The organism is Thetidibacter halocola (genome assembly GCF_018224955.1).
Lineage (GTDB): Bacteria > Pseudomonadota > Alphaproteobacteria > Rhodobacterales > Rhodobacteraceae > Thetidibacter > Thetidibacter halocola.
The window spans coordinates 1-21,060 of record NZ_JAGTUU010000004.1 but is presented as its reverse complement, the minus strand read 5'-3'; the positions used below and the strand labels follow the sequence as shown (position 1 = coordinate 21,060).

Here is a 21,060-nt window from a genome sequence, read left to right as displayed (position 1 = left end):
CCCGGGCCATGACCGCGGACAATCAGGACAGGGAAGGGGGCGCGGTCTCGCGCCTCTGGGGTGCGGTCGTCGATGGCGTGGCCGCGGTCGGAACCCTGATGATCGGCGTGCTGATGGTCATCATCTGCGCCGACATCGTCGCCCGGAACGCCATGGGCGCCTCGCTGCCCCTGGTGTCCGAGGCGGGCGCGCTGCTGGTGGTGACGCTGGTGGCGCTGCAACTCGGGGCAACGATCCGGGCGCGCCGGCTGGCACGCGCGGAGTTCCTGCTGCTGGCGCTTCAGGCGCGGTCGCCCCGCGCGGCAGCCCTGCTGCGCGCGGCGTTCAACGCGCTGGGCGCGGTGATCCTGGGCATCATCGCCTTTGCCACGCTGCGGGTCTTTGAAAAGGACTGGAACGCGGCCGAATTCATCGGCGTGCCGGGCATCGCCACGCTGCCCACTTGGCCCTTTCGCCTGCTGGTGTTGGCGGGCTTCACCATCGCGGCGATCGAATTCGCCTTCGCCACGCTCTCGGCGCTGCGCCGTGCGGTCAGGGGGCAGGCATGACTCCGCTCGAAATCGGGATCTACGCGATCTTCGCGCTGCTGGTGCTGATCGCCATCGGTCTGCCCATCGGCATCGGCATGCTGTCGGTCAGCTTTGCCGGCGTCGCGCTGATCCGCAACGACACGGTGGCCACGCGCATGATGGCGCAGGTCGCCAATGACAGCCTCGAGGAATATCTCTTTGCCGTCGTGCCGCTGTTCGTGCTGATGGGGCTGCTGGTGACTGTCTCGGGGGTCGGGCGCGATACGTTCGACGTATTCCAGCGGCTGATGCGGCGGGTTTCGGCGGGGCTGGGCATGGCAACGGTGTTCGCCAACGCGGTCTTCGCCTCGATCACCGGAATCTCCATCGCCTCGGCCACCGTATTCAGCCGCATCGCGGTGCCCGAGATGCGGCGCCACGGCTATACCAGCCGCTTTGCCACGGGTGTCGTGGCGGGGTCGTCCGTGCTGGGCATGCTGATCCCGCCCTCGCTGCTGATGATCGTCTATGCCGTGCTGGCCGAGCAGTCGGTGGGGCGGATGTTCCTGGCGGGGATCGGGCCCGGCCTGCTGCTGTCGGCTGTGTTCTGCGTCACCATCCTGCTGCTGGCCTATGCGCGCCCCTCCTTTGTCTTCGAGGCCGAGGACAAGGCGGGCGAGGATGCGCCCATCGGCCTGTCCGAACTGCTGCGCAAGGCACTGCCGATCCTGTCGCTGATGGTGCTGGTCCTCGGCGGTCTCTACGGCGGCTTCCTGAACCCGACCGAGGCCGGTGCCGCCGGGGCCTTTGGCGCGCTGGTGATTGCGCTGATGCGCCGCTCGCTGGATCGCAAGACCTTCTGGGGTTTGCTGGTGGAAACCGGGCAGATCACCGTCTCGGTGCTGTTCCTGATCCTCGCCGCCACCTTCTTCAGCCGGATGCTGGCGCTGTCCGGTGTGCCGCGCGAATTGTCCGAGTTGTTCCTGGCGGGCGGCATCGGGCCCTATGGCTTCCTGTTGCTTTACCTGCTGCTCATCATCGCGCTCGGCTGCCTGATCGACTCGATCTCGATCATGCTGATCGTGTTGCCCATCGCCCTGCCGATCGCGCAGGCCGCCGGGTTCGACATGATCTGGTTCGGCGTGCTGACCGTGATCGCGGTCGAGGTCGGGCTGCTGACGCCGCCCTTCGGGCTTTCGGTCTACACGATCAAGTCGGCGATGAACGATCCCGACCTCGGGATCGGCGAGATCTTTCGCGGGGCGGTGCCCTTCATCCTCGCGATGCTGGTCTGCATCGCGCTCATTATCCTGTTCCCGCCGATCGCGACCTGGCTCGCGCGGCTCTGACCCAAGACAAGGAAACCCATGCCCAAGATTCTGTTCGTTCCCGGATCGCTCCGCGCAGCCTCCTCCGCCCGTGCCACGACCCGTACCCTGATCGCCCGGATCGGCGATGTCGCCACCTGCGAGACCGCAGATATCGGCGCGCTGCCGCATTACAATGCCGATGTCACCGACGACCCGGCGGTCGCCGGTTTCGTTGCGCAGGTCAAGGGGGCTGACGGGCTGATCTTCGTCACGCCGGAATACAACTACTCTGTCCCCGGCGTGTTGAAGAACGCGATTGACTGGGCCTCGCGCCCGGCCTTCGCCTCGGTCTTTGCGGGCAAACCCTGCGCGGTCGTCTCGGTCTCTGGCGGGGCGCTGGGCGGCGTTCGGGCGCAGGCGCATCTGAAATACATCCTGAACGGGATGCTGGCCGAAGTGCATCCCTGCAAGGAGATCGTCGTGCCCATGGCCAATGACAAGGTCACGGACGGGGTGCTTGCGGATGAGGCCGTGCTGGGCTTTGCAATGGAGCAACTCTCTGGGTTCCTGGCGCGGCTGTCCTGAGACCCTGGCCGCTAGCGTCGCTCGAACAGGCGGCTAAACCCGGTTTGCAGATGCTCGATGAAGGCGCGCGCGGCATGGCCCAGTTCGGCGGTCGGGCGTGACAGCACGCCGAGTGGCCGGCTGGGCGTGCGCGTCTCAATGGGCACCTGGCGCAGGCCGTGGACCGGACCCACCGTCAGCGCCACCGCCTCGGGCAGGACGGTCAGCGTGTCCGAGCGCGCGACATAACCCAGCACCCCGGCCAGCGAGCCGCCATGCAGCACGATTTCCGCCTCGTGCATCTGAAGGTCGGACAGGATCGCCGCCATGTCGGCGGCCAGCGGGCTGCCCTCGGGCGGCATGATCCAGCCGTAATCCAGCAGCGCGAGGGGGCGCGGGTAGGCCAGACGCAGGATCGGGTGGCGCTCGCGGCAGACGATGACATTGCGCCCGTCGATCAGCCGGGTGAACGTCAGGTCCTCGAGCATCTCGCCGATGCCCAGCGGATAGACCGCCAGATCGGCCCGGCCGGAACGGACCGCCTCGCGCAGGTCTTCGGCATAGCCATAGGTCAGTTCGAAGGCGACTTCGGGAAATCGCTCGTGAAAGTCCGGCAGCATGTGCGACACCGCCCCGTCGGTAAAGAAGGGCGGTCCCGCGATGCGCAACCGCCCGCGCGCGCCGCTGCGGAAGGCGTCGAATTCCTGCGCCGCGCGAGCCTGCGCCCGTAGCACGGTCGCGCCCTGCCGCGCCAGAACCTCGCCCAGCCGGGTCAGCGCCCAGGGCCGGCTGCCACGGTCGAACACCGGCGCGCCAAGGCGGATTTCCAGGTCGCTGACCGTGCGCGACAAGGCGGGTTGCGACGTGCCGAGGATCTCGGCCGCGCGGGTCAGGCTGGCCTCGGTGCGGATGACCTCGATCACGGCGAGGTGCTTTGGGTCGATCTTCATCGGGCAACCATATCGTTTCGATATGATCTTTGACCAAATTGATATGACGAAATCAACTGTCACACCCTAAAATGCCGCTTGGGGAGGAGTTCGCGTGCTGGATGCAGTGTCATTCGACGTGACCGGTAGCCCCGCGCGCATCGTCTTTGGACGGGGCGCACGGGGGCAGACACCGGACATCCTGCGCGATCTGGGGATCACGCGGGCGCTGGTCCTGTCCACCGAGGCGCAGAAGGAGACGGCCGACGCCTTTGCCTGCACGCTGGGCAAGTCCTGCCTGGGCGTGTTCGCCGGCGCGGTCATGCACACGCCCGTCCATGCCACCGAGGCCGCGCTGGAGATCGTGCGCGAGCAGCGGGTCGACGGCCTGGTGGCTTTCGGAGGCGGTTCGACCATCGGCTTGTCCAAGGCCATCGCGTATCGCACCGACCTGCCTCAGGTGGCGCTGCCCACGACCTATGCGGGGTCCGAGGTGACGAACATCCTTGGCCAGACGGCGGATGGCGCCAAGACCACGCTGAAAAGCCCCCGGCTGATCCCCGAAGTGGTGATCTACGACGCCGAACTGACCCTGTCCCTGCCCGTGGGGATGAGCGTGACCAGCGGGATCAACGCCATGGCCCACGCGGTCGAAGGGCTCTATGCCCGCGACCGCAACCCGGTGTCCGCCATGATCGCCGCCGAAGGCTGCCGCGCGATGATCGAGGCGCTGCCGCGCATCGCGCAGGCGCCCGCCGACATCGCGGCGCGCGAACGCGCCTTCGTGGGGTCTTGGCTGTGCGGGACAGTGCTGGGCCAGGCGGGCATGGCCCTGCATCACAAGCTCTGCCATGTGCTGGGCGGCCTCTATGATTTGCCGCATGCCGAGACGCATACGGTCATCCTGCCCCATGCCACCGCCTTCAACGCCCGCGCCGTGCCGCAGTTGCTGGTCCCCGTGGCCGAGGCGCTGGGGGCGCAAATGCCGGGCGCGGGCCTGTGGGATTTCGCGCAGGCCCTGGGCGCGCCGCACAGCTTGCGCGACCTCGGCATGCCCGAGGACGGTATCGATCGCGCTGCCGACGCCGCCGTGGCGCAGCCCTACTGGAATCCCGCGCCGATCGGGCGCGACGCCATCGCGGCGCTGATCCGCGCCGCCTGGGCCGGGCAGAGGCCCGACGCATGACCACCAACGAGACGCCCGGTGCACGGGCAAGGGAGGAAAGACCATGACGCTCTACAGACCAACCCGCCGCCGGTTCCTCGGAACCTCTGCGGCCTCACTGGCCGCCACTGGGCTTTTCGCGCCGGCGGTGCACGCGCAGGCTCGCGCGATCAGGGTGGGCTACGTGACGCCGCAGACCGGCCCGCTGGCCGCCTTCGCCGAGGTCGACGATTTCATCATCGAGGGCGTGTTGCAGGCGGTCGCGGGCGGCATCCAGTCCGGTTCGGCCAGCTACACGATCGAGGTCATCAAGAAGGACAGCCAGTCGAACCCGAACCGTGCCGCCGAGGTCGCGCGCGAGTTGATCATCGACGACGAGATCGACATCATGCTGGTGGGCAACACGCCCGAGACGACGAACCCCGTCTCGACCATCTGCGAGATCGAGGAAATCCCCTGCATCTCGTCGCTCGCGCCCTGGCAACCCTGGTTCATCGGGCGGCAGGGCAACCCGGGCGACCCGGCCAGCTGGACCGAGTTCGACTATACCTACCATGCCTTCTGGGGGCTGGAAGACGTGATCGCCGTCTTCACCAACATGTGGAACCAGTTGGAAACCAACCGCTCCGTGGGCGGGCTGTTCCCGAACGACGCCGACGGCAACGCCTGGGGTGATGCCAATGTCGGCTTCCCGCCGCCGCTTGCCGCCGGCAATTTCACGCTGGTCGATCCGGGCCGCTACGAGAACCTTCAGGACGATTTCAGTGCGCAGATCTCGGCCTTCAAGGATGCCGACTGCGAGATCGTCACCGGCGTGGTCCTGCCGCCCGATTTCGCCACCTTCTGGACGCAGGCCGCGCAGCAGGGCTACCGGCCCAAAGTCGCCTCGATCGGCAAGGCGATCCTGTTCCCCTCGGCGGTCAACGCCATCGGCGATGCGGCGCAGAACCTGTCGTCCGAGGTCTGGTGGTCGAACGTGCACCCGTTCGCCTCGTCGATCACCGGCCAGTCGGCAGGCGATGTCTGCACCGGGTTCGAGCAGGCGACAGGCCGCCAGTGGACCCAGCCGCTGGGCTTTGTCCACGCGCTGTTCGAGGTGCTGGTCGACGTGCTGAAACGCACCGACGACATCCGCGATGCGCAGGGCGTGGCCGCGACCATCGCCGCGACCGACCTTCAGACCATTGTCGGGCCGATCAAGTGGGACGGCGCGGGCCTGCCGCCCTTCGCGCAGAAGAACGTGACCAAGACGCCGCTGGTCGGCGGCCAGTGGCGCAAGGGTGATGACGGCAACTTCCGCCTGGTGATCGTCGACAACCAGACCTATCCGGACATCCCGGTGACCGGCGACATGGAAGCCATTGCATAAGGCAAGTCGGCGGGCCGGGGATACATCCGGCCCGCCCTTCAAGGGGCAGGAACCGTGCTGCTGGAAATCCGCAATCTCAGGCGCGCCTTCGGGGCGGTCGTCGTGGCCGACGACATCATGCTCGACGTGGCCGAGGGCGAGGCGCTGGGCATCATCGGGCCAAATGGCGCGGGCAAGTCCTCGCTGTTCAACCTGATCGCGGGGCGGCTCGCCCCGGATGCGGGGACGATCCGGCTGGACAGCACCGACATCACTCGGATGCCCGCGCGCAAGCGGGTGCATGCGGGCATCGGGCGCAGTTTCCAGATCCCGCAGCCCTTCGAGCACATGACGACTTACGAGAACGTCTCGGTCGCGGCCTGTTTCGGCGCGGGCGGCTCGGAGCGGGCGGAACAGGCCCATGTCGTCGACGTGCTGTACCGCACCGGCCTGCTGTCCAAGGCGAACCTGCCCGCGGGCGCGTTGTCGCTGCTGGAACGCAAGCGGCTGGAGATGGCGCGGGCGCTGGCGACGAAACCGCGCCTGCTGCTGCTGGACGAGATCGCGGGCGGGCTGACGGACGCGGAATGCGCGTCCCTGATTGCCACGATCCGCGAAGTGAACGCCTCGGGCACCACCATCGTCTGGATCGAGCATGTGACCCACGCGCTGCTGGCCGTGGTGACGCGGCTGGTCGCCATCGACTTCGGCAAGGTGATCGGCGAGGGCGACCCGCAGGCGGTGATGGAAAGCGACGCGGTGCGCCGGGTCTACCTGGGGATCGAGGCATGAAGCTGCTCGAAACCCATGGCCTGACCGCCTTCTACGGCGATTTCCAGGCGCTTTTCGGCATCGACCTGCACGTGGACGAGGGCGAGACCATCGCCATCGTCGGCGCCAATGGCGCGGGCAAGTCGACGCTGATGGGGGCGATCACCGGCCGCCGGAGCGCGCAGCGCGAGGCCATCACCTTCGACGGCAAGCCCATCGGCGGGATGAAACCGGCCGAGATCATGGCGCGCGGCATCGCCCTGGTGCCCGAGGGGCGGCAGCTGTTCCCGTCGCTCGACGTCGAGGAAAACCTGCTCATCGGGAATTACGGGCGCAAGGTGCGCGGGGCCTGGAGCCTCGACGCCGTCTATCGCCTGTTTCCCATTCTCAAGGAGCGGCGCAAACAGGCGGCGACCTCGCTTTCGGGCGGGCAGCAGCAGATGGTGGCGCTGGGCCGGGCGCTGATGTCGAACCCGCGCCTGCTGCTGTGTGACGAGATCAGCCTCGGCCTCGCCCCGGCGATCATCAAGGACATCTACGCCGCGTTGGACGCGATCCGCGCCGAGGGAGCCAGCGTGATGGTGGTGGAACAGAATATCGGCCAGGCGCTGGCGGTGTCGGACCGGGTCTATTGCCTGCTGGAAGGCCGCGTCACCCTGACCGGGCGGCCCGAGGCGCTGAGCCGCGACCAGATCAGCGCGGCCTATTTCGGAGGCGGGCGATGATCGTTCTCGACACGATCCTGCAAGGCGTGCTGCTGGGCGGGCTTTACGCGCTGTTCGCCACGGGCCTCAGCCTGATCTTCGGGGTCATGCGGCTGGTGAACCTTGCCCATGGCGATTTCATGGTGGTCGGCGCCTTCGCCGTGCTGATCGGCGTCGATGCGCTGGGCCTGCCGATCCTGCTGGCCGCCGTGGTGGCGGGGGTCGTCATGTTTGGCCTGGGTTACCTGCTGCAAAGCCTTCTGCTGAACCGCACGCTGGGCAAGGACATCCTGCCGCCCCTGCTGGTCACGTTCGGCCTGTCGATCATCCTTCAGAACGGGATGCTCGAGGCCTTCTCGGCGGATACCCAGCGGCTCGACTTCGGGGCGCTGTCTAGTGCCTCCGTGCCGCTGGGCGGCGGGCTGGCGGTCGGGGTGATCCCGCTGATGACCTTCGCCTCGGCGGTGCTGGTGATCCTGTTCCTAAACTGGCTGTTCTACCGGACCGAGCTGGGCCGCGCCTTTCGCGCCACGTCGGACAAGCCCGAGATCGCGCAACTGATGGGCATCGACAACAACCGCATCTTTGCCCTCGCCATGGCGCTGGCGCTGGTCGTGGTGGCGATTGCGGGCCTCTACCTGGGTGCCCGCGCCACCTTTGACCCGCTGATCGGCCCGTCGCGCCTGATCTTCGCCTTCGAGGCGGTCATCATCGGCGGCTTGGGCAGCTTCTGGGGGACGCTGGCGGGCGGCGTGATCCTGGGCCTGGCGCAGACCGTGGGTGCGCAGATTTCGCCGGAGTGGCAGACGCTGGCGGGACACGTCGTGTTCCTGGTCGTTCTGGTGCTGCGCCCGCGCGGCCTGTTCCCGAGGCATGTCGACTGATGGTGGACGCGTCGAAATACACCGTGGCGAAATCCACCCGCGCCTCGACCGTGGCGCTGTGGGTGATGGCGGTCGTGGTGGTCGCGCTGGCGCTCGCGCCGGCCTTTGTCTCACGCTCGGTCCTGCAGGACCTGTTCTTCCTGCTGACGATGATCGCGCTGGCGCAGTGCTGGAATCTGCTGGCGGGCTACGGCGGATTGGTCAGCATCGGCCAGCAGGCTTATGTCGGCCTTGGCGCCTACGCGGGCTACGGGCTGGCGATCCTGGGCGGGCTGAACCCGATGCTGGCCATCCTGCTGGCGGGCGTGGTGGGCGCGGTCCTGAGTATCCCCACCGCCTTCATCGTCTTTCGCCTGCAAGGCGCCTATTTCGCCATCGGCACCTGGGTCGCGGCCGAGGTCTATCGCCTGCTGTTTGCCCAGTGGAAGGCACTGGGCGGGGGCACTGGCACGTCGCTGCCCTCGGAGGTGGCGCGGTCCATCGCCGGGCTGGAGTGGGTGGCCGAGGTGTTCGACGTGCGCTCCAGCGCGGCGCGCGACATCGTCGCCTACTGGATGGCGCTGATTCTGGCGGTGGTGGTGATCGGGGCGATGTACCTGTTCCTGCGCACCCGCAATGGCCTCGCCCTGTCGGCCATCCGCGACAACCCGGACGCCGCCGAAAGCGTCGGCGTGGATACAACCCGCGCGAAATTCGCGGTCTACGTCTTTGCCGCCACGGGCGCGGCGCTGGCGGGCGGGCTGATCTTTTTCCAGTCGGCCTCGATCACGCCGCAATCGGCCTTTTCCGTGATCGACTGGACGGCCTTCGTCCTGTTCATCGTGGTCATCGGCGGCATCGGCACGATCGAGGGGCCGATCCTGGGTGCACTTATCCTGCTCGCCCTGCAAAGCTGGCTGTCGCAATACGGCACCTGGTACCTGATGGTGCTGGGCGCGCTGGCGATCCTGGTGATGCTGGTCGCGCCAAAGGGACTGTGGGGCTGGGTCGTGGCGCGCTACGACTTTTCGCTGTTCCCGACGCGGCGGCGGCTGATCGGGCCGGATACGCCGGTGCCTGACTACACGCGACCCGTGCAGGAGATGAAGACCCCCGCGCCCCCGGGCGTCAGCGGGGCGGACCTGCCCAATGAGGTGACGACGATGTTCGATATCGAAACCGACGTTCTGATCGTGGGCTCGGGCCCGGCGGGGCTAAGCTCCGCCGCGCTGCTGTCCTCCTACGGCATCCCGAACGTGATGATCGAGAAATACAGCTGGCTCGCCAACATGCCGCGCGCCCACATCACCAACCAGCGAACGATGGAGGTGCTTCGCGAACTGGGGGTCGAGGACGAGGTCTACCAGGACGCCGTTCCGCAGGACCTGATGGGCAACAACGTCTTCTGCACTTCGCTTGCGGGCGAGGAGGTGGGCCGCCTGCTGACCTGGGGCAACCATCCCAACCGCCGCGCCGATTACGAACTGGCCAGCCCGTCGCGCATCGTCGACATTCCACAAACCATGCTGGAGCCGATCATCTTCGGCAAGGCGATGCGCGAGGGCTGTCTTGCCCGGTTCAAGACGGAATACCTGAGCCATACGCAGGACGAAAACGGTGTCGTCGCCACGGTGCGCGACCGGGTCGCCAACCAGACCTATCGCATCCGGGCGAAATACATGATCGGCGCGGATGGCGGGCGCAGCCAGATCGTCAAGGATCTGGGCCTGCCGCTGGACGGCAAGGAGGGGCTGGCGGGCTCGATGAACATCGAGTTTGACGCCGACCTGACGCATCTTGTCGCGCACCGCCCCTCGGTCCTTTACTGGGTATTCCAGCCGGGCGCGGCGGGCGGCATCGGCGCGGGCGTGCTGCGGATGATCCGGCCCTGGCACAAGTGGCTGGGCATGTGGAACTACGACGTCAGCGCGGGCCGTCCGGATTACTCCGAAGAGGAAATCCGCCAGATCCTGTTCCGCCTGATCGGCGAGGAAGTGCCGCTGAAGGTCACGCGCGTCAGCTACTGGACGGTGAACAACATCGTCGCGCGGCAATACTCGAAGGGGCGCGTCTTCTGCATGGGCGACGCGGTGCACCGGCACCCGCCGACCAACGGGCTGGGGTCCAACACGTCGATTCAGGATGCCTACAACCTCGCGTGGAAGCTGGCCCATGTGCTGAAGGCCAAGGCCGACCCGTCTCTGCTGGACAGCTACAACGACGAACGTCAGCCGGTCGGCAAGCAGATCGTTACCCGCGCCAACAAGTCCATCGAGGACACGCTGCCGATCTTCGAGACGCTGGGCATCACCGGCGTCTCGACCGACGAGGAAATGAAACGCCGCCTCGACAAGCGCAAGATGTCCACGGTCGAGGCCGAGGCACAGCGCAAGGCGCTGAACAAGCAGATCCGCAACAAGTCCTACGAGTTCAACTGCCACGGCGTCGAGATGGGCCAACGCTATCGCAGCGGTGCGGTGGTGTCCGACGGGACGCCGGAACCTGAATACACCCGTGACCGGGAACTGTATTACCACGCCACCACTTGGCCTGGCGCGCGCCTGCCGCATGTCTGGCTGGAACACGAGGGGCGCAAGGTCTCGACGCTGGATCTGGTGGGGCGGGGGCGCTTCGTGCTGCTGACGGGTGTTTCGGGGGCAAGCTGGGTCGAGGCGGCGGCGCGCGCCGGGGCCGAGCTTGGCCTTGACCTGCCCGCGCTCCAGATCGGGCCGGGCTGCGCCGTGGCCGACACGTTCGGGGACTGGGCAATGGTCTCGGAAGTGTCGGATTCGGGCTGCGTGCTGGTGCGGCCCGACGCCCATGTGGGATGGCGGGCGCAGATGCTGTCCGCAGAGCCCACGGTGGAACTGACGCGCGTGATGCGCCGCATCCTTGGGAGGGCGTAATGGCAGACCGGACGATCAGGGATTACGTCACCGCCGCCGATGCGGCCATTGCCGACCCGCTTCGCATGCGCGCGGTCGGCGGGGGCAGCCCGCGCTTCGTGCTTTATGGCAGCGCCTTTTCCATCTGCACGCAAAAGCTGCGCATGGTGCTGCTGGAAAAGGGCGCAGGGTTCGCCGTGCGCGACATGGAGATCCTGCCGCCCCGGATGGAAAACACCCATCCCGATTACGTCCGTCTGCGCCTGCAAGGGGTGCAGGGGCGCGAGATGGTGCACGGGTTCACCGGGCGGTCCTCGGTCGCTACCGAAGGGGTCGACCCGGTGGCGGTGCCGACGCTCGTCGATCTGGACGAGGGCCGCGTGCATGTCGACGCACTGGCCATCGCCGGTTTCCTTGACCGGACCTGCGCCGGGCCCGAACTGATCCCTGCGAGGCTGAAACGTGAGGTGGACCGCGCCTGCGCCACCGCCGATTCCCTGCCGCAGATCGCCATCATGTATGGCGCCCATCCCGACGGCGATTTCCGCCCCAAGGCGCTGCGCGAGGCGCTGGCGGGCGCCCATGACACCAAGATCCTCAAGCTGATGGAGGGGCGTTCCCTGTCGGTCGGTCATCCGAAACTGATCGCCGCCTACGACGCCAAGATCCGCAAGGAGGCGGCCGGGCGCCATTACGTGCGCGACGGCACCCTGATGCGCGACGCGGTGGCCGAGATGGTGGCGGGCGTGGCGGCGCTGGACGGGCAGCTGAAGGATGGGCAGGACTGGCTGTTCGATGCCTTCACGCTGGCCGATATCTGGTGGGCGGCGACGCTTTACCGGATGCAGTGGCTGGGCATGGGTTTCGCCTGGGAGGGCGGCCATCCGCTGAACGAAACGCCCCGACCCCGCGTCGCGGCCTATCTCGCGCGGCTGACGGCGCGGCCTTCGTTCCGCGAGGGGGTGACGGGCTGGCCGGGTTTTCCCGTATCGGAATACGTCGCCGCGCCGCAGGCGAAAAAGCCCGAGGCGCCGCAGCGCGCGACGAAACGCACCGTGGCGGCGGTCGAAGGACATGGCCGCGATATCCGCGAGGAAAGCCTGACCGGCGCGGTGCTGGCGACCATGAAAGGCACGCAGAACCCGCGTGCCCGCGCGGTGCTGAACGCCTTTACCCGCCATCTGCACGCCTTCCTCGAAGAAGTGCAGCCGACCGAGGCGGAATGGGAATGGGGGATCGAGTTCCTGACGAAAACCGGCCACCTGTCCAAGGGCGGGCGGCAGGAATTCATCCTTCTGTCGGACGTGATGGGCGCCACGGCGCGGGTCGACCTGATCAACAACCGTTTTCCGTCGGGGGCCACGGAAAACTCGGTTCTCGGGCCGTTCTATGTCGATCCGCGCCCGACCTTCGAGAACGGTGCCGACATTTCGGCGGGCATCAAGGGCGCGCCGATGTTCTTCAACGCCCGTGTGCTGGACACCGAGGGGCGGCCCATCGCGGGCGCCAGGGTGGACATCTGGCATGCCGATGGCGATGGCGGATACGATATCCTGATGGACGGGGTCGAGGCGGCGATGCGCGGGCTGTTCCGGTCGGACTCGCAGGGGCGGGTCTGGTTCACCTCGATCCTCGCCGAAAGCTACCCGATCCCGGACGATGGCACCGTGGGTCAACTGCTGCACACCGCGCGGCGCAACATCATGCGGCCCGCCCATGTCCATGTGCGGATCGAGGCGCCGGGATACCGGCGGCTGACCACCATGCTGTTCGTCGATGGCGACCCCTACCTGGACGCCGACCCGGTCTTTGGCGTGAAACAGTCGCTGGTCGTGCCCTTCGAGAAGCGCGACGGCCAGCGCGCGCCCGACGGCAAGCCGGTGCCGCAAGGCGCCTGGTGCGTCGATTACGATTTCGTCCTGGCGCGGTCCTCGTGATGCGCGCGCCCGTCACATCTGGAGAGAGGAAGCTGCCATGTCCGGCCTGTTGACCACCCTCGTCGTTCTTGTCGTCCTGGCCATCGTCGTCGTGGTGATCCTTGCGCGGCTGTACCGCAAGGCCACGCGCGAGGTCAGCCTGATCCGCACCGGCCTGGGCGGGCAGCGCATCATCATGGCGGGCGGCGCCATCGCCTTGCCGTATTTCCACGAGGTGACAGAGGTGAACATGCGCACCCTGCGCCTCGAAGTGAAACGCTCGGGCGAGGACAGCCTCATCACCAAGGACCGCCTGCGGGTCGACATCGCGGCCAGCTTTTCCGTCGCGGTCGAGGCGGCAGAGGCCGCCATCGCCAAGGCTGCGCAAACGCTGGGCGACCGCACCTTCAACGCCGACCGGTTGCGCGACGTGGTCGAGGGCAAGCTGGTCGATGCGCTGCGCGCCGTCGCCGCCAAGATGACGCTGGACGAGCTGCACGAGGGCCGCGCCGAGTTCGTCCGCGAGGTGCGCGGGCTGATCGCCGACGACCTGGGCGAGAACGGCCTGCGGCTGCAATCGGTCTCGCTGACGGCACTCGACCAGACGCCGTTTGCCGCGCTGGACGAGAACAACGTCTTCAACGCGGTGGGCATGCGCAAGCTGGCCGAGGTCATCGCCAAGTCGAAGAAGGAGCGCGCCCAGATCGACGCCGAGACCAGCGTCGCGGTCAGCCTCGCCGCGATGGAGGCGACGCGCCGCACGCTGGAAATCGAGCGTGACGAACAGCAGGCCCGCATCGCCCAGCACCAGGAAATCGAAACGCTGAAGGCCGCGCAGACGGCGGAAATCGCCCGCCGCCGCGCCGACGCCGAGCGCGAGGCCGAGGCCGCGCGCATCGGCAAGGAAAAGGCGGTCAAGGAGGCCGAGGTCGCCCGCGACCGCGCCGTGCGCGCCGCCGAGATCGCCCGCGACCTCGAGGTGCAGGCGTCCCAGATCGCCAAGGAGATGGACCTGCAACTGAAGGAACAGGACCGCCAGATCAAGATCGCCGAAAAGGCCCGCGCCGAAAGCGCCGCGCGCGCCGCCGCTGACGTGGCCCGCGCCGAGGCGGCCAAGGCCGAGGCCTCGATCGCCACGGCACACCGCCTGGCCGAGGCCGAACGCGCCAAGATGCTGGCGCTGCTGTCCGCACAGGAAAAGGCCGAGGCCGAAAGCGCGCGCCTGCTGACGTTGGCCAAGGCCGAGCGCGCCGCTTCCGTCGACCATGCCGCCGCGCGGATGGAGGCGGCCAAGGCCGACGCCGATGCCGACCGCCAGCGCTCTGCCGCCCGCAGGGAATCGCTGCTGGCCGAGGCAGAGGGGACGCGCGCGCTGCACGAGGCGGAAAACGTGCTGGGCGACCGGCTGATCCAGATGAAGGAGGAGCTCGCCCGGATCGAGACCCTGCCCAAGGCGCTGGCCGAGATGGTCAAGCCGGCCGAAAAGATCGAGTCGATCCGCATTCACAACGTGACCGGTCTTGGTGGCACGGGTGCTGGCGGGTCAGGGAGCGGCGAAGGCAAGACGCCGGTCAACCAGGCGCTGGACTCGATCCTGGGCATGGCGGTGCAACTGCCCGCCCTCAAGACTCTGGGGGATGAGCTGGGCCTGTCCATGGGCGGCGCGATGAAGGCGGTCAAGAAGGACGAGGACGCCAAGGACTGAGCGCCTGCGGCCTCGGCGCGCCGTCCCCTTGCCCGACCCGAGGGCCAGCTCTTCGGACCGTGAAGCGGCCGTCCTGCCGGACAAGTCGAGAACCGGTCCTGATTGGGGCGGTTCCGGGCGGGACAAGGACCAATGGCCCATTCCCACGGCTAGTGGGCGGCCACATCACCAGAGCCGCTGCCGTATGCAAACCTTTCGCGTGTTGAGAAACGAAGCCGCGGTAGGACTGACGATGGTCGAGAGCCTCGACCAGGAGGCTCAGGTCTCATGGCCAGCAGACAACGGGTGCGGTAGGTGCGATGGCGGACAGAAAGACGTCCGCACACCTGTCATCACGGGTTGCGACGCGTCGCAACCCGTGGACCGGGCCCATGGTCGGCGCCAGCGCCTCGCCCTGCCGGGTCAGCAAGGCCACGGGTCCGGCTGCTGCGGGCAATACCGGCGCGCAAGGATGGATTTCGGGGTCCGCGCAGGTGCACGACGCTCCGGTTGGGGGCCCAGGGTCTGGGCCAGACAGCACTTTCCGAGCCGGTTCAGGCCTTCTTGCGCAAGGTGTTGACCTGGATGTGCGGCCAGCGTGTCACGCCGCCGTCAGTGCCGAAGTGAAACTCGAAATCCACGATCTGTTCGTATTGCAGTTGCAGGACGTCCTTGCCGTCTTCCTCGACGGTTTCGATCCACATGCGTAAGTCCATCTTGACCGCCGGCACGAAACGCCGGACCAGCGGCGTGTTGAGGATGCCGCCTTGCGGACCTGTCAATTCCCGCGTGTCCATTTCGATCAGGGTATATTGCTTGATCTTCTGGCCCTTGATCGCGTCACGCAGGATCAGGTCCGGGCGCACCGAGTAGGGATACAGGTCATGCGCCAGGATACGCTGCGTGTAGGTCTTGTTGCCGCTGGGATCGGTAGCGGGCAGCGCGGTGTCAAAGACCCAGGGCGGCGGTGGCGCGTCAAGGTCTATAGGGGTCGACGGTGTTGTGCCCGCCCCACCCATGCTGGGTGAAATCGCGAGGAAATCGAAGTCCCAGGCCGCCGGGCCGCTGGGAAACTGCGGCGCCCCCTTGTTGCTCGAAGATTTGCCGAACATCTGGACGGTGCTGCCGTGCGGGATGGTTCCGCTGCGCGCGACCGAGTAGCCGGGCACATAGACCGGCCCCTTGGCCCCGTCACCGGAGGCGAGTTCGGGAAAACCGATGTCTATCTCGACCGATGTGTCGCTGGCGGCGTGGTTGTAGATCTGGTCGAGCCAGAGATACATGCCGTTTTCTTCGTGCAGCAGGTTGTTCTCGAGATCGCGGATCGACGTGTCGTACTTTACCGCGCCGCAGAACTGTTCGTTTGCGCCCGCCCGGTTGCGGACACCGCCCTGCACCAGAGTGAAGGTCAATTCCTCGGTGTAGTTCTGACAAAGGAAACGGAACTTGCCGGGGATGGTTTCAGAGTTCGTGCCGGGGGAAGGCAGGCAGGTGGTGTGCACGCCGAGCATCTTGGACTTTGGGTCGGCGGTGACGTTGACCCAAGTGCCTTCGAGTTGTTCGAGCACCCCGTAGTTGGCCTGTTTCTGCTGGTTTTTCAACACTTCGGGTGTGAACTTGGGAGGGATGGCGACCATGTCGTTTGTCCTTTTTCAGCAGGTTGAACAGATCAGCTTGTAGACCGAGGTGTCGATCAAGGGCTTCATGTCGAGGTAGTCGACCAGAACCGACTCGGCGGTGCAGAAAGCGCCCTCGACCCAGGCCTGGTCGTTCGAGAAGGCCGAACCGATCAGGTAGACCGGCGCGCCGGTCTGGCCGGCCAGGTCCGCGGGCGCGCGAAGCCGATGCATGACATCGCAGATGTCGAAATGCGCGGCCCAGGCGTGATACCCGGCACCAAAGGGATTGCGCCCCCAGTCCATGAAGACCGTGCTGCTGGCCTGCGGGATGAGGTGCGCTGCGTCCGGGTCACCGTAGTGGACCTTGGCCAGTTGGAGGCGCAGCATCCGCTCCATCTCGGGTGGGGCTTCCTGGCCGCCTTCGAGCGGTTGCAGGTTGCGATACCCGGCGACCTCGCGTCGGTCATCGACCGAGAGTTCTAGCTGACGCCAGAATTCGACAAAGCGTTCGTCGTCGTAAGAGGCAAGGACGCCGTAGACCGGTGGCCCTTCGTAGTCCTTCAGGGCGTTATTGCCGAAATAATAGATCTGGCGCAGGGGCAGATCGGTGATCGTCGGCCCAAAGACATCGTCACTCTGGCTGCCGGAGGAGGTCAGATCCGGCGGATAGGTCGCTTCCGTCCACCATGGCCGGTCAAAGAACATCGCCACCTTGTAGGAGGGCTGCCGCACGACGGAGTCGAGGTAGTTGGCGACATTCGGTGCATTCAGGAAATCCGTGCCGCCCGCGGGCACACCGGTATAGCGACTGGCCTGGGCGACCAGTTCGACCGCCTCGGGCGGCATGGCAAGGAAGGCGCAGTCGGCGGTGAGCGTGTTCCCATCCGCCGTGTAAGGGTCCTGCGCGGTTGCAAGCCTGTAGGTGACCGCGCCGCCCTGCATCCAGATCGAGTGCAGCCGGGTGCCCTGTTTCAGTTCAAGCGTCACACCCTGTTCTACGGCCGCTTCCTGTGCCTTTTGGTAGAGTTCGACGAAGAGGCGGGAATAGCCGCCGGCGATTGTCTTGAACTTGTCGCCGGGGGCGAATTCGCCGTTGTAGAAAGCCGCGTCGGCGGCGTTCCAGTTGATGACATTCGAACTGTAGCCGCCGGCGTCGGCGGCGTAGTTGAAGCCTTCGTTGCCGGCCTGGTCATAGAAGACATTCCAATAGCCGATGTTGCTGACGATGTTTCCCGGATCGTAGACGAAGGAGTTGAAACTGTCCGGCAGCGTGCCCTTGGCGTAGAAGTGGCACTGGTCGGTCCGGGTCTTCAGGTCGGCCCCGCCGGTGACAAGGTTCGAGATGTTGGTAAAGAGATCCGAGGCCGGTGCCGCGTTGTTGCCCGGGGTGTCGTAGGGCGCCTTGACCTCGTCCTGCCCGGGTCCGATCTGGTTCTGATAGAAATGCTCGCCGCGCAGAAAGAACAGCGGGTTCGTCGTGGTCAGAAAGTCCCTCACGTCGTCGTGCAACCCGAGATTCCAGATCGTCTGGGTCACGAGACGGTGGCCCGCTGAGGGCGTATCGGTGGGCTGGCCGTCCTGGCCGGTCTCGAACTGCGTCAGGTCCCATTCACTGAAGCGCATCCCGCCGATCTCGATGTAGGTGGCGTTCAGATCCTGCCCCTCTCCCGAGGCCGTGCGGACGTGGTGCGAGCAGATGCGGCCGGCGGGCTGCCGGTGCAAGCCGTTGCCCTCGAAATCGTAAGTGCCCCATTCGTATAGCGTAATCGTGTCCCCCGCGACGGCCTTGCCACCGGTCAGGAGCCGCCACACGGTATAGAGCCCGGCGGGGCCCGCTCCGAAGATTGCGTAGGTCTGTGTCATGACATCTCTCCGGGCCTCATGTCGCTTGGTTCCAGTCGATCGAGAATTTGTTCAGAGGGATGCTGTAGTGGCCGTAGACCAGCTCGGTTTTCGGCGCGCTCAGCATCTGGACGATCATGTCCCCCATGATGGGGATGTACTTGCCGGCCCAGCCGGCTGTGTAGGTCACGATGTTGGAATGCGGGCTGCCCCAGGCAGGCGTATAGTCGAGCAGCAATTCGCGCGAGGGGTCCTTGGCCAAGGCGATCAGACAGGTCGAGGTGAAGCGCGGCGACGGGTCGAGGCCGGTCATGTGGTCCCTGACCCATTGCGCATTCAGTTCGAGGCTTTTGGCGTTGGGTGCAAAGCTGCGCTGGGCGGGATCTGCCAGGATCCTGTCGGGGAAGTCGGTGGCGACGCGGGCATAGCCGGGATGTGCCCAGTCGACTTCGGGGAATCCGTAGAACAGGGCACTGTCGCTCGGCGACTGGAAGACAAACCACGTCGGCAGATGCGTGGCAGGCGCGGTCACGGCGAAATAGGCCGAGGACATCTGCCAGATGTCGATGCCCAGCGAGAGACCCAGAGGTTTCAACGTATCGTTGACATAGGCGCCGGCACAGATGGCAAGCCGGGCGCCGTAATAACTGCCGCTTGCCGTCCTGACCGTGACTCCCGCGCCGCTCTCCGTCATGTCGGTCGCGGGTTCCCATTCATGGATTTCCACCAGTCCCGTAGCAAGGGCAGCATCCAGCGCCGCCTCTTCTGTTGCCTTCAGGTCGATGATTCCGCCGCTGGCCTGGAAAAAGCCTTCGTAGTCCTGTGGCAAGGCCTTGAAAGGAAAGCGTGCCTCGATCTGGGCTGCGGTCAGTTTCGTGTAGGGGATGTGCAGGGCATCCATGACCTTTTCGGCCGCCGCGATCCCGCCTTCCTGCGAATCGAGACTGGGGTCCCCGAACCAGAGGCTGCCGTTCTGCCGGATCAGGGTCTTCTGCGTGTGACCCTGAAGCTCTGCCCAGAACGTCTGTGACGCCAGCGACAGTTCAGCCATGTAGCGTTGCGCATATTGCAGGCGGAATTGCCGAGAGGCCCCGGCGGAACTGCCGTCATCGTTCAACACGCCGTATTTTTCCAACACCAGCGTCCGCCACCCGCGCCGGGCGGCGTTCCAGGCTGTTGAAAGTCCGATTGCGCCGCCGCCGATCACGATCAGATCGAAGCTTTCGTCGGGCATATCGATGTCCCCCCTGACGCCCTCTGCCGTTTTTCGGCATTTCGGGCCTGAACCGTTTCGCCGCATATGGGCGGTGGATAATCGCCGCGCCCCTCCTTCAAGAGACCCTGCGCCGAGCTGGAATCATTTCATCCTATTCGTGCGCTCATCGATTGCATGATGTCTTATGTGGGGCGACGAATGAACTATCGGTTACGCTGAATTGAAAGGTCCTTTCTTTCTATCAATGCAGCGATACCATTCGAAAAAACCACAATAAGAACACGTGCGCAGTTTCAATAGTGACCCCCTCAAACGCGAAAGGAAGAGGGATCACCAAAAGGTTGTATTGATTCTCGTCGCACAACCATTCATCACATGGCTGCAGTCTGTCAAGGAAACTGCGCTGCGGCGCGCAATGGGTCCCGAGGCCGTGCAACACGGCGCCCCCGGTTCCTCTCATGTCGCGGACAGACGGGCGTCTTCGTCAACCCTTGAGGGACTGGGTTGCCGAGAGACCGCTTTCTGACCGCTGAAAGCGCCGAACTTCTTGCCGTTGAGAACGGCGCAGCAGGCTTCGGACGAGGTCAGATCGGTTTGGGGAAATGCCTTGTAGACAAAGAAAGTATCGCCACCGCTATCGCCGCGGAGGGGGGATTCAATGTGGGTGAAGCGGTCCCTGTCGATGAGGGTTTCTGAGGAAGCAGCAACTCAGGGTTGACGGTGTCCAGGCTGATGCGGTCATCTGGAACACCTCCTTACGGTCGCCGATGCCGGCCATGGCGTGGTGCCCGGCATGCACGAGGAGTGTGTCACTCGGAGCCAGGGGCCTGGCGTTGAAAAGCGGTTGCGAGTGTCTGCTCCTCGCATGAGAGTTGCTCTGCCGCGATATGCGTATTGGCGGCATGATTGTTGCAAAGGGAGTCATGATTTTTTCTCTCACCCGCCGGTGATGCAATGGAGAAATTCCGCTCTGCGTGAAGGCGGAATGACTTTGGGGAGCAAGTGTTATTTGTGAAGCCTTTTGAGGATTTTGGCAAAGCGCTCGGTATTTTCCGTATTGGGGTGGGCGAATCAAGCATCGACACATGTTGGGTTGAATGGGGTGCCGCCAGCAGTCGAGAATGCCGTTTCTGACCAGACTTTGTTTCCTGTATCGAGATGCACCGGGAGGACGCAGGATGACGACAAACGCTGCCATCGAAGAACTCTGGATTTGTCCGCCGCTGGCACCTGCTCGTTTCGGGCAACTCGATAAGCCGATGGTGAATTTTCACTGGGAACAGAACGACTATTCTTCCCACGGGACAGCGGAAACAGTGATCCGGTCGACCATCGCCTTCAAGGTGGGCGAGGATGGCTGTATATCCGCCTATATGCCCACCGAAATCCGCTTTCGCGACCGGGAGAGCTGCGAGGACCAGTGGAGATGGCTGCCGGTGGCATCATTCTTCGCGTTGCACGGCGGCTGGACAATGGTGCCAAAGGGCCGATCACCACCGACGTACCCGAGGCTTGCCGTCTGACACTTGGCGATCTGACGTGGCGCATCCATGCCGCCAATCGCAAAGCGTTTCGCTAGACCGGGGGCTAGGTGTTTGATCCCACGGTTTGTTGGTGTGATCCTTTCGCAGGAATGGAAGGAAGCACTATGGGACAAGTTCGTCACGGCTGCGCCACGACCACGCACGCCGTCAGAGCTGCAATACAGCGATCGCAAGCTTCGCTCGCGGAACTG

General features: G+C 65.6%; 16 protein-coding genes. 12 read left to right on the top strand and 4 right to left on the bottom strand.

What is annotated here, in order from left to right; all coding sequences use genetic code 11:
* The first annotated feature begins 8 nt into the window (after positions 1-8).
* From KB874_RS10005 to KB874_RS09995, 3 genes are read left to right on the top strand one after another with little or no spacing between them, the layout of a single operon-like run.
* The gene (locus KB874_RS10005) at positions 9-548 is read left to right on the top strand and encodes a TRAP transporter small permease subunit (protein WP_212536445.1); all 540 of its coding nucleotides are present in this window, start codon (positions 9-11) and stop codon (positions 546-548) included.
* A complete protein-coding gene (locus tag KB874_RS10000; protein WP_212536444.1) occupies positions 545-1,858 on the top strand; it encodes a TRAP transporter large permease in 1,314 nt (437 codons plus the stop codon). The genes KB874_RS10005 and KB874_RS10000 overlap by 4 nt, the downstream gene beginning before the upstream one ends.
* Positions 1,859-1,876: 18 nt before the next feature.
* Positions 1,877-2,404, top strand: coding sequence for an NADPH-dependent FMN reductase (locus tag KB874_RS09995; protein WP_212536443.1), 528 nt, complete (start codon positions 1,877-1,879; stop codon positions 2,402-2,404).
* A gap of 11 nt (positions 2,405-2,415) precedes the next feature.
* Here KB874_RS09995 and KB874_RS09990 read toward each other — a convergent pair whose 3' ends face one another.
* Positions 2,416-3,333, bottom strand: a complete 918-nt coding sequence (locus tag KB874_RS09990) for a LysR family transcriptional regulator (RefSeq protein ID WP_212536442.1) — start codon at positions 3,331-3,333, stop codon at positions 2,416-2,418.
* A gap of 94 nt (positions 3,334-3,427) precedes the next feature.
* On the opposite strand from KB874_RS09990, the gene KB874_RS09985 reads away from it, so the two are divergent.
* From KB874_RS09985 to KB874_RS09945, 8 genes are read left to right on the top strand one after another with little or no spacing between them, the layout of a single operon-like run.
* Positions 3,428-4,498, top strand: coding sequence for a maleylacetate reductase (locus tag KB874_RS09985; RefSeq protein ID WP_346346537.1), 1,071 nt, complete (start codon positions 3,428-3,430; stop codon positions 4,496-4,498).
* 43 nt (positions 4,499-4,541) lie between these two features.
* Positions 4,542-5,846 (top strand): ABC transporter substrate-binding protein, encoded by a 1,305-nt coding sequence (locus KB874_RS09980; protein WP_212536441.1) that lies wholly within the window; start codon positions 4,542-4,544, stop codon positions 5,844-5,846.
* 54 nt (positions 5,847-5,900) lie between these two features.
* Positions 5,901-6,617: an ABC transporter ATP-binding protein gene (locus KB874_RS09975; RefSeq protein WP_346346536.1), complete on the top strand. Its 717-nt coding sequence runs from the start codon at positions 5,901-5,903 to the stop codon at positions 6,615-6,617.
* Positions 6,614-7,321: an ABC transporter ATP-binding protein gene (locus KB874_RS09970; protein ID WP_212536440.1), complete on the top strand. Its 708-nt coding sequence runs from the start codon at positions 6,614-6,616 to the stop codon at positions 7,319-7,321. Before KB874_RS09975 ends, KB874_RS09970 begins: the two co-directional genes overlap by 4 nt.
* On the top strand, positions 7,318-8,184 hold the full coding sequence (locus KB874_RS09965) for a branched-chain amino acid ABC transporter permease (protein ID WP_212536439.1): 867 nt from the start codon (positions 7,318-7,320) through the stop codon (positions 8,182-8,184). Before KB874_RS09970 ends, KB874_RS09965 begins: the two co-directional genes overlap by 4 nt.
* The gene (locus tag KB874_RS22865; RefSeq protein WP_249200398.1) at positions 8,184-11,069 is read left to right on the top strand and encodes an FAD-dependent monooxygenase; all 2,886 of its coding nucleotides are present in this window, start codon (positions 8,184-8,186) and stop codon (positions 11,067-11,069) included. The genes KB874_RS09965 and KB874_RS22865 overlap by 1 nt, the downstream gene beginning before the upstream one ends.
* Entirely contained in the window at positions 11,069-12,985 is a 1,917-nt protein-coding gene (locus KB874_RS09950) for a dioxygenase family protein (RefSeq protein ID WP_212536438.1), read from the top strand. Before KB874_RS22865 ends, KB874_RS09950 begins: the two co-directional genes overlap by 1 nt.
* Positions 12,986-13,022: 37 nt before the next feature.
* Positions 13,023-14,669, top strand: a complete 1,647-nt coding sequence (locus KB874_RS09945) for a flotillin family protein (RefSeq protein ID WP_212536437.1) — start codon at positions 13,023-13,025, stop codon at positions 14,667-14,669.
* Positions 14,670-15,202: 533 nt separating this feature from the next.
* Here KB874_RS09945 and KB874_RS09940 read toward each other — a convergent pair.
* The 3 genes from KB874_RS09940 to KB874_RS09930 are packed head-to-tail and all read right to left on the bottom strand — an operon-like array spanning position 15,203 to position 19,343.
* A complete protein-coding gene (locus KB874_RS09940; RefSeq protein WP_212536436.1) occupies positions 15,203-16,285 on the bottom strand; it encodes a peroxidase, FMP-type in 1,083 nt (360 codons plus the stop codon).
* 15 nt (positions 16,286-16,300) lie between these two features.
* Positions 16,301-18,130, bottom strand: coding sequence for a flavin monoamine oxidase family protein (locus KB874_RS09935; RefSeq protein WP_212536435.1), 1,830 nt, complete (start codon positions 18,128-18,130; stop codon positions 16,301-16,303).
* A 16-nt stretch (positions 18,131-18,146) separates the two neighbouring features.
* Positions 18,147-19,343, bottom strand: coding sequence for an FAD-dependent oxidoreductase (locus KB874_RS09930; RefSeq protein ID WP_212536434.1), 1,197 nt, complete (start codon positions 19,341-19,343; stop codon positions 18,147-18,149).
* A gap of 1,160 nt (positions 19,344-20,503) precedes the next feature.
* Between KB874_RS09930 and KB874_RS09925 the strand changes: the two genes are divergently transcribed.
* The gene (locus KB874_RS09925) at positions 20,504-20,848 is read left to right on the top strand and encodes a hypothetical protein (protein WP_212536433.1); all 345 of its coding nucleotides are present in this window, start codon (positions 20,504-20,506) and stop codon (positions 20,846-20,848) included.
* Positions 20,849-21,060 lie beyond the last annotated feature (212 nt).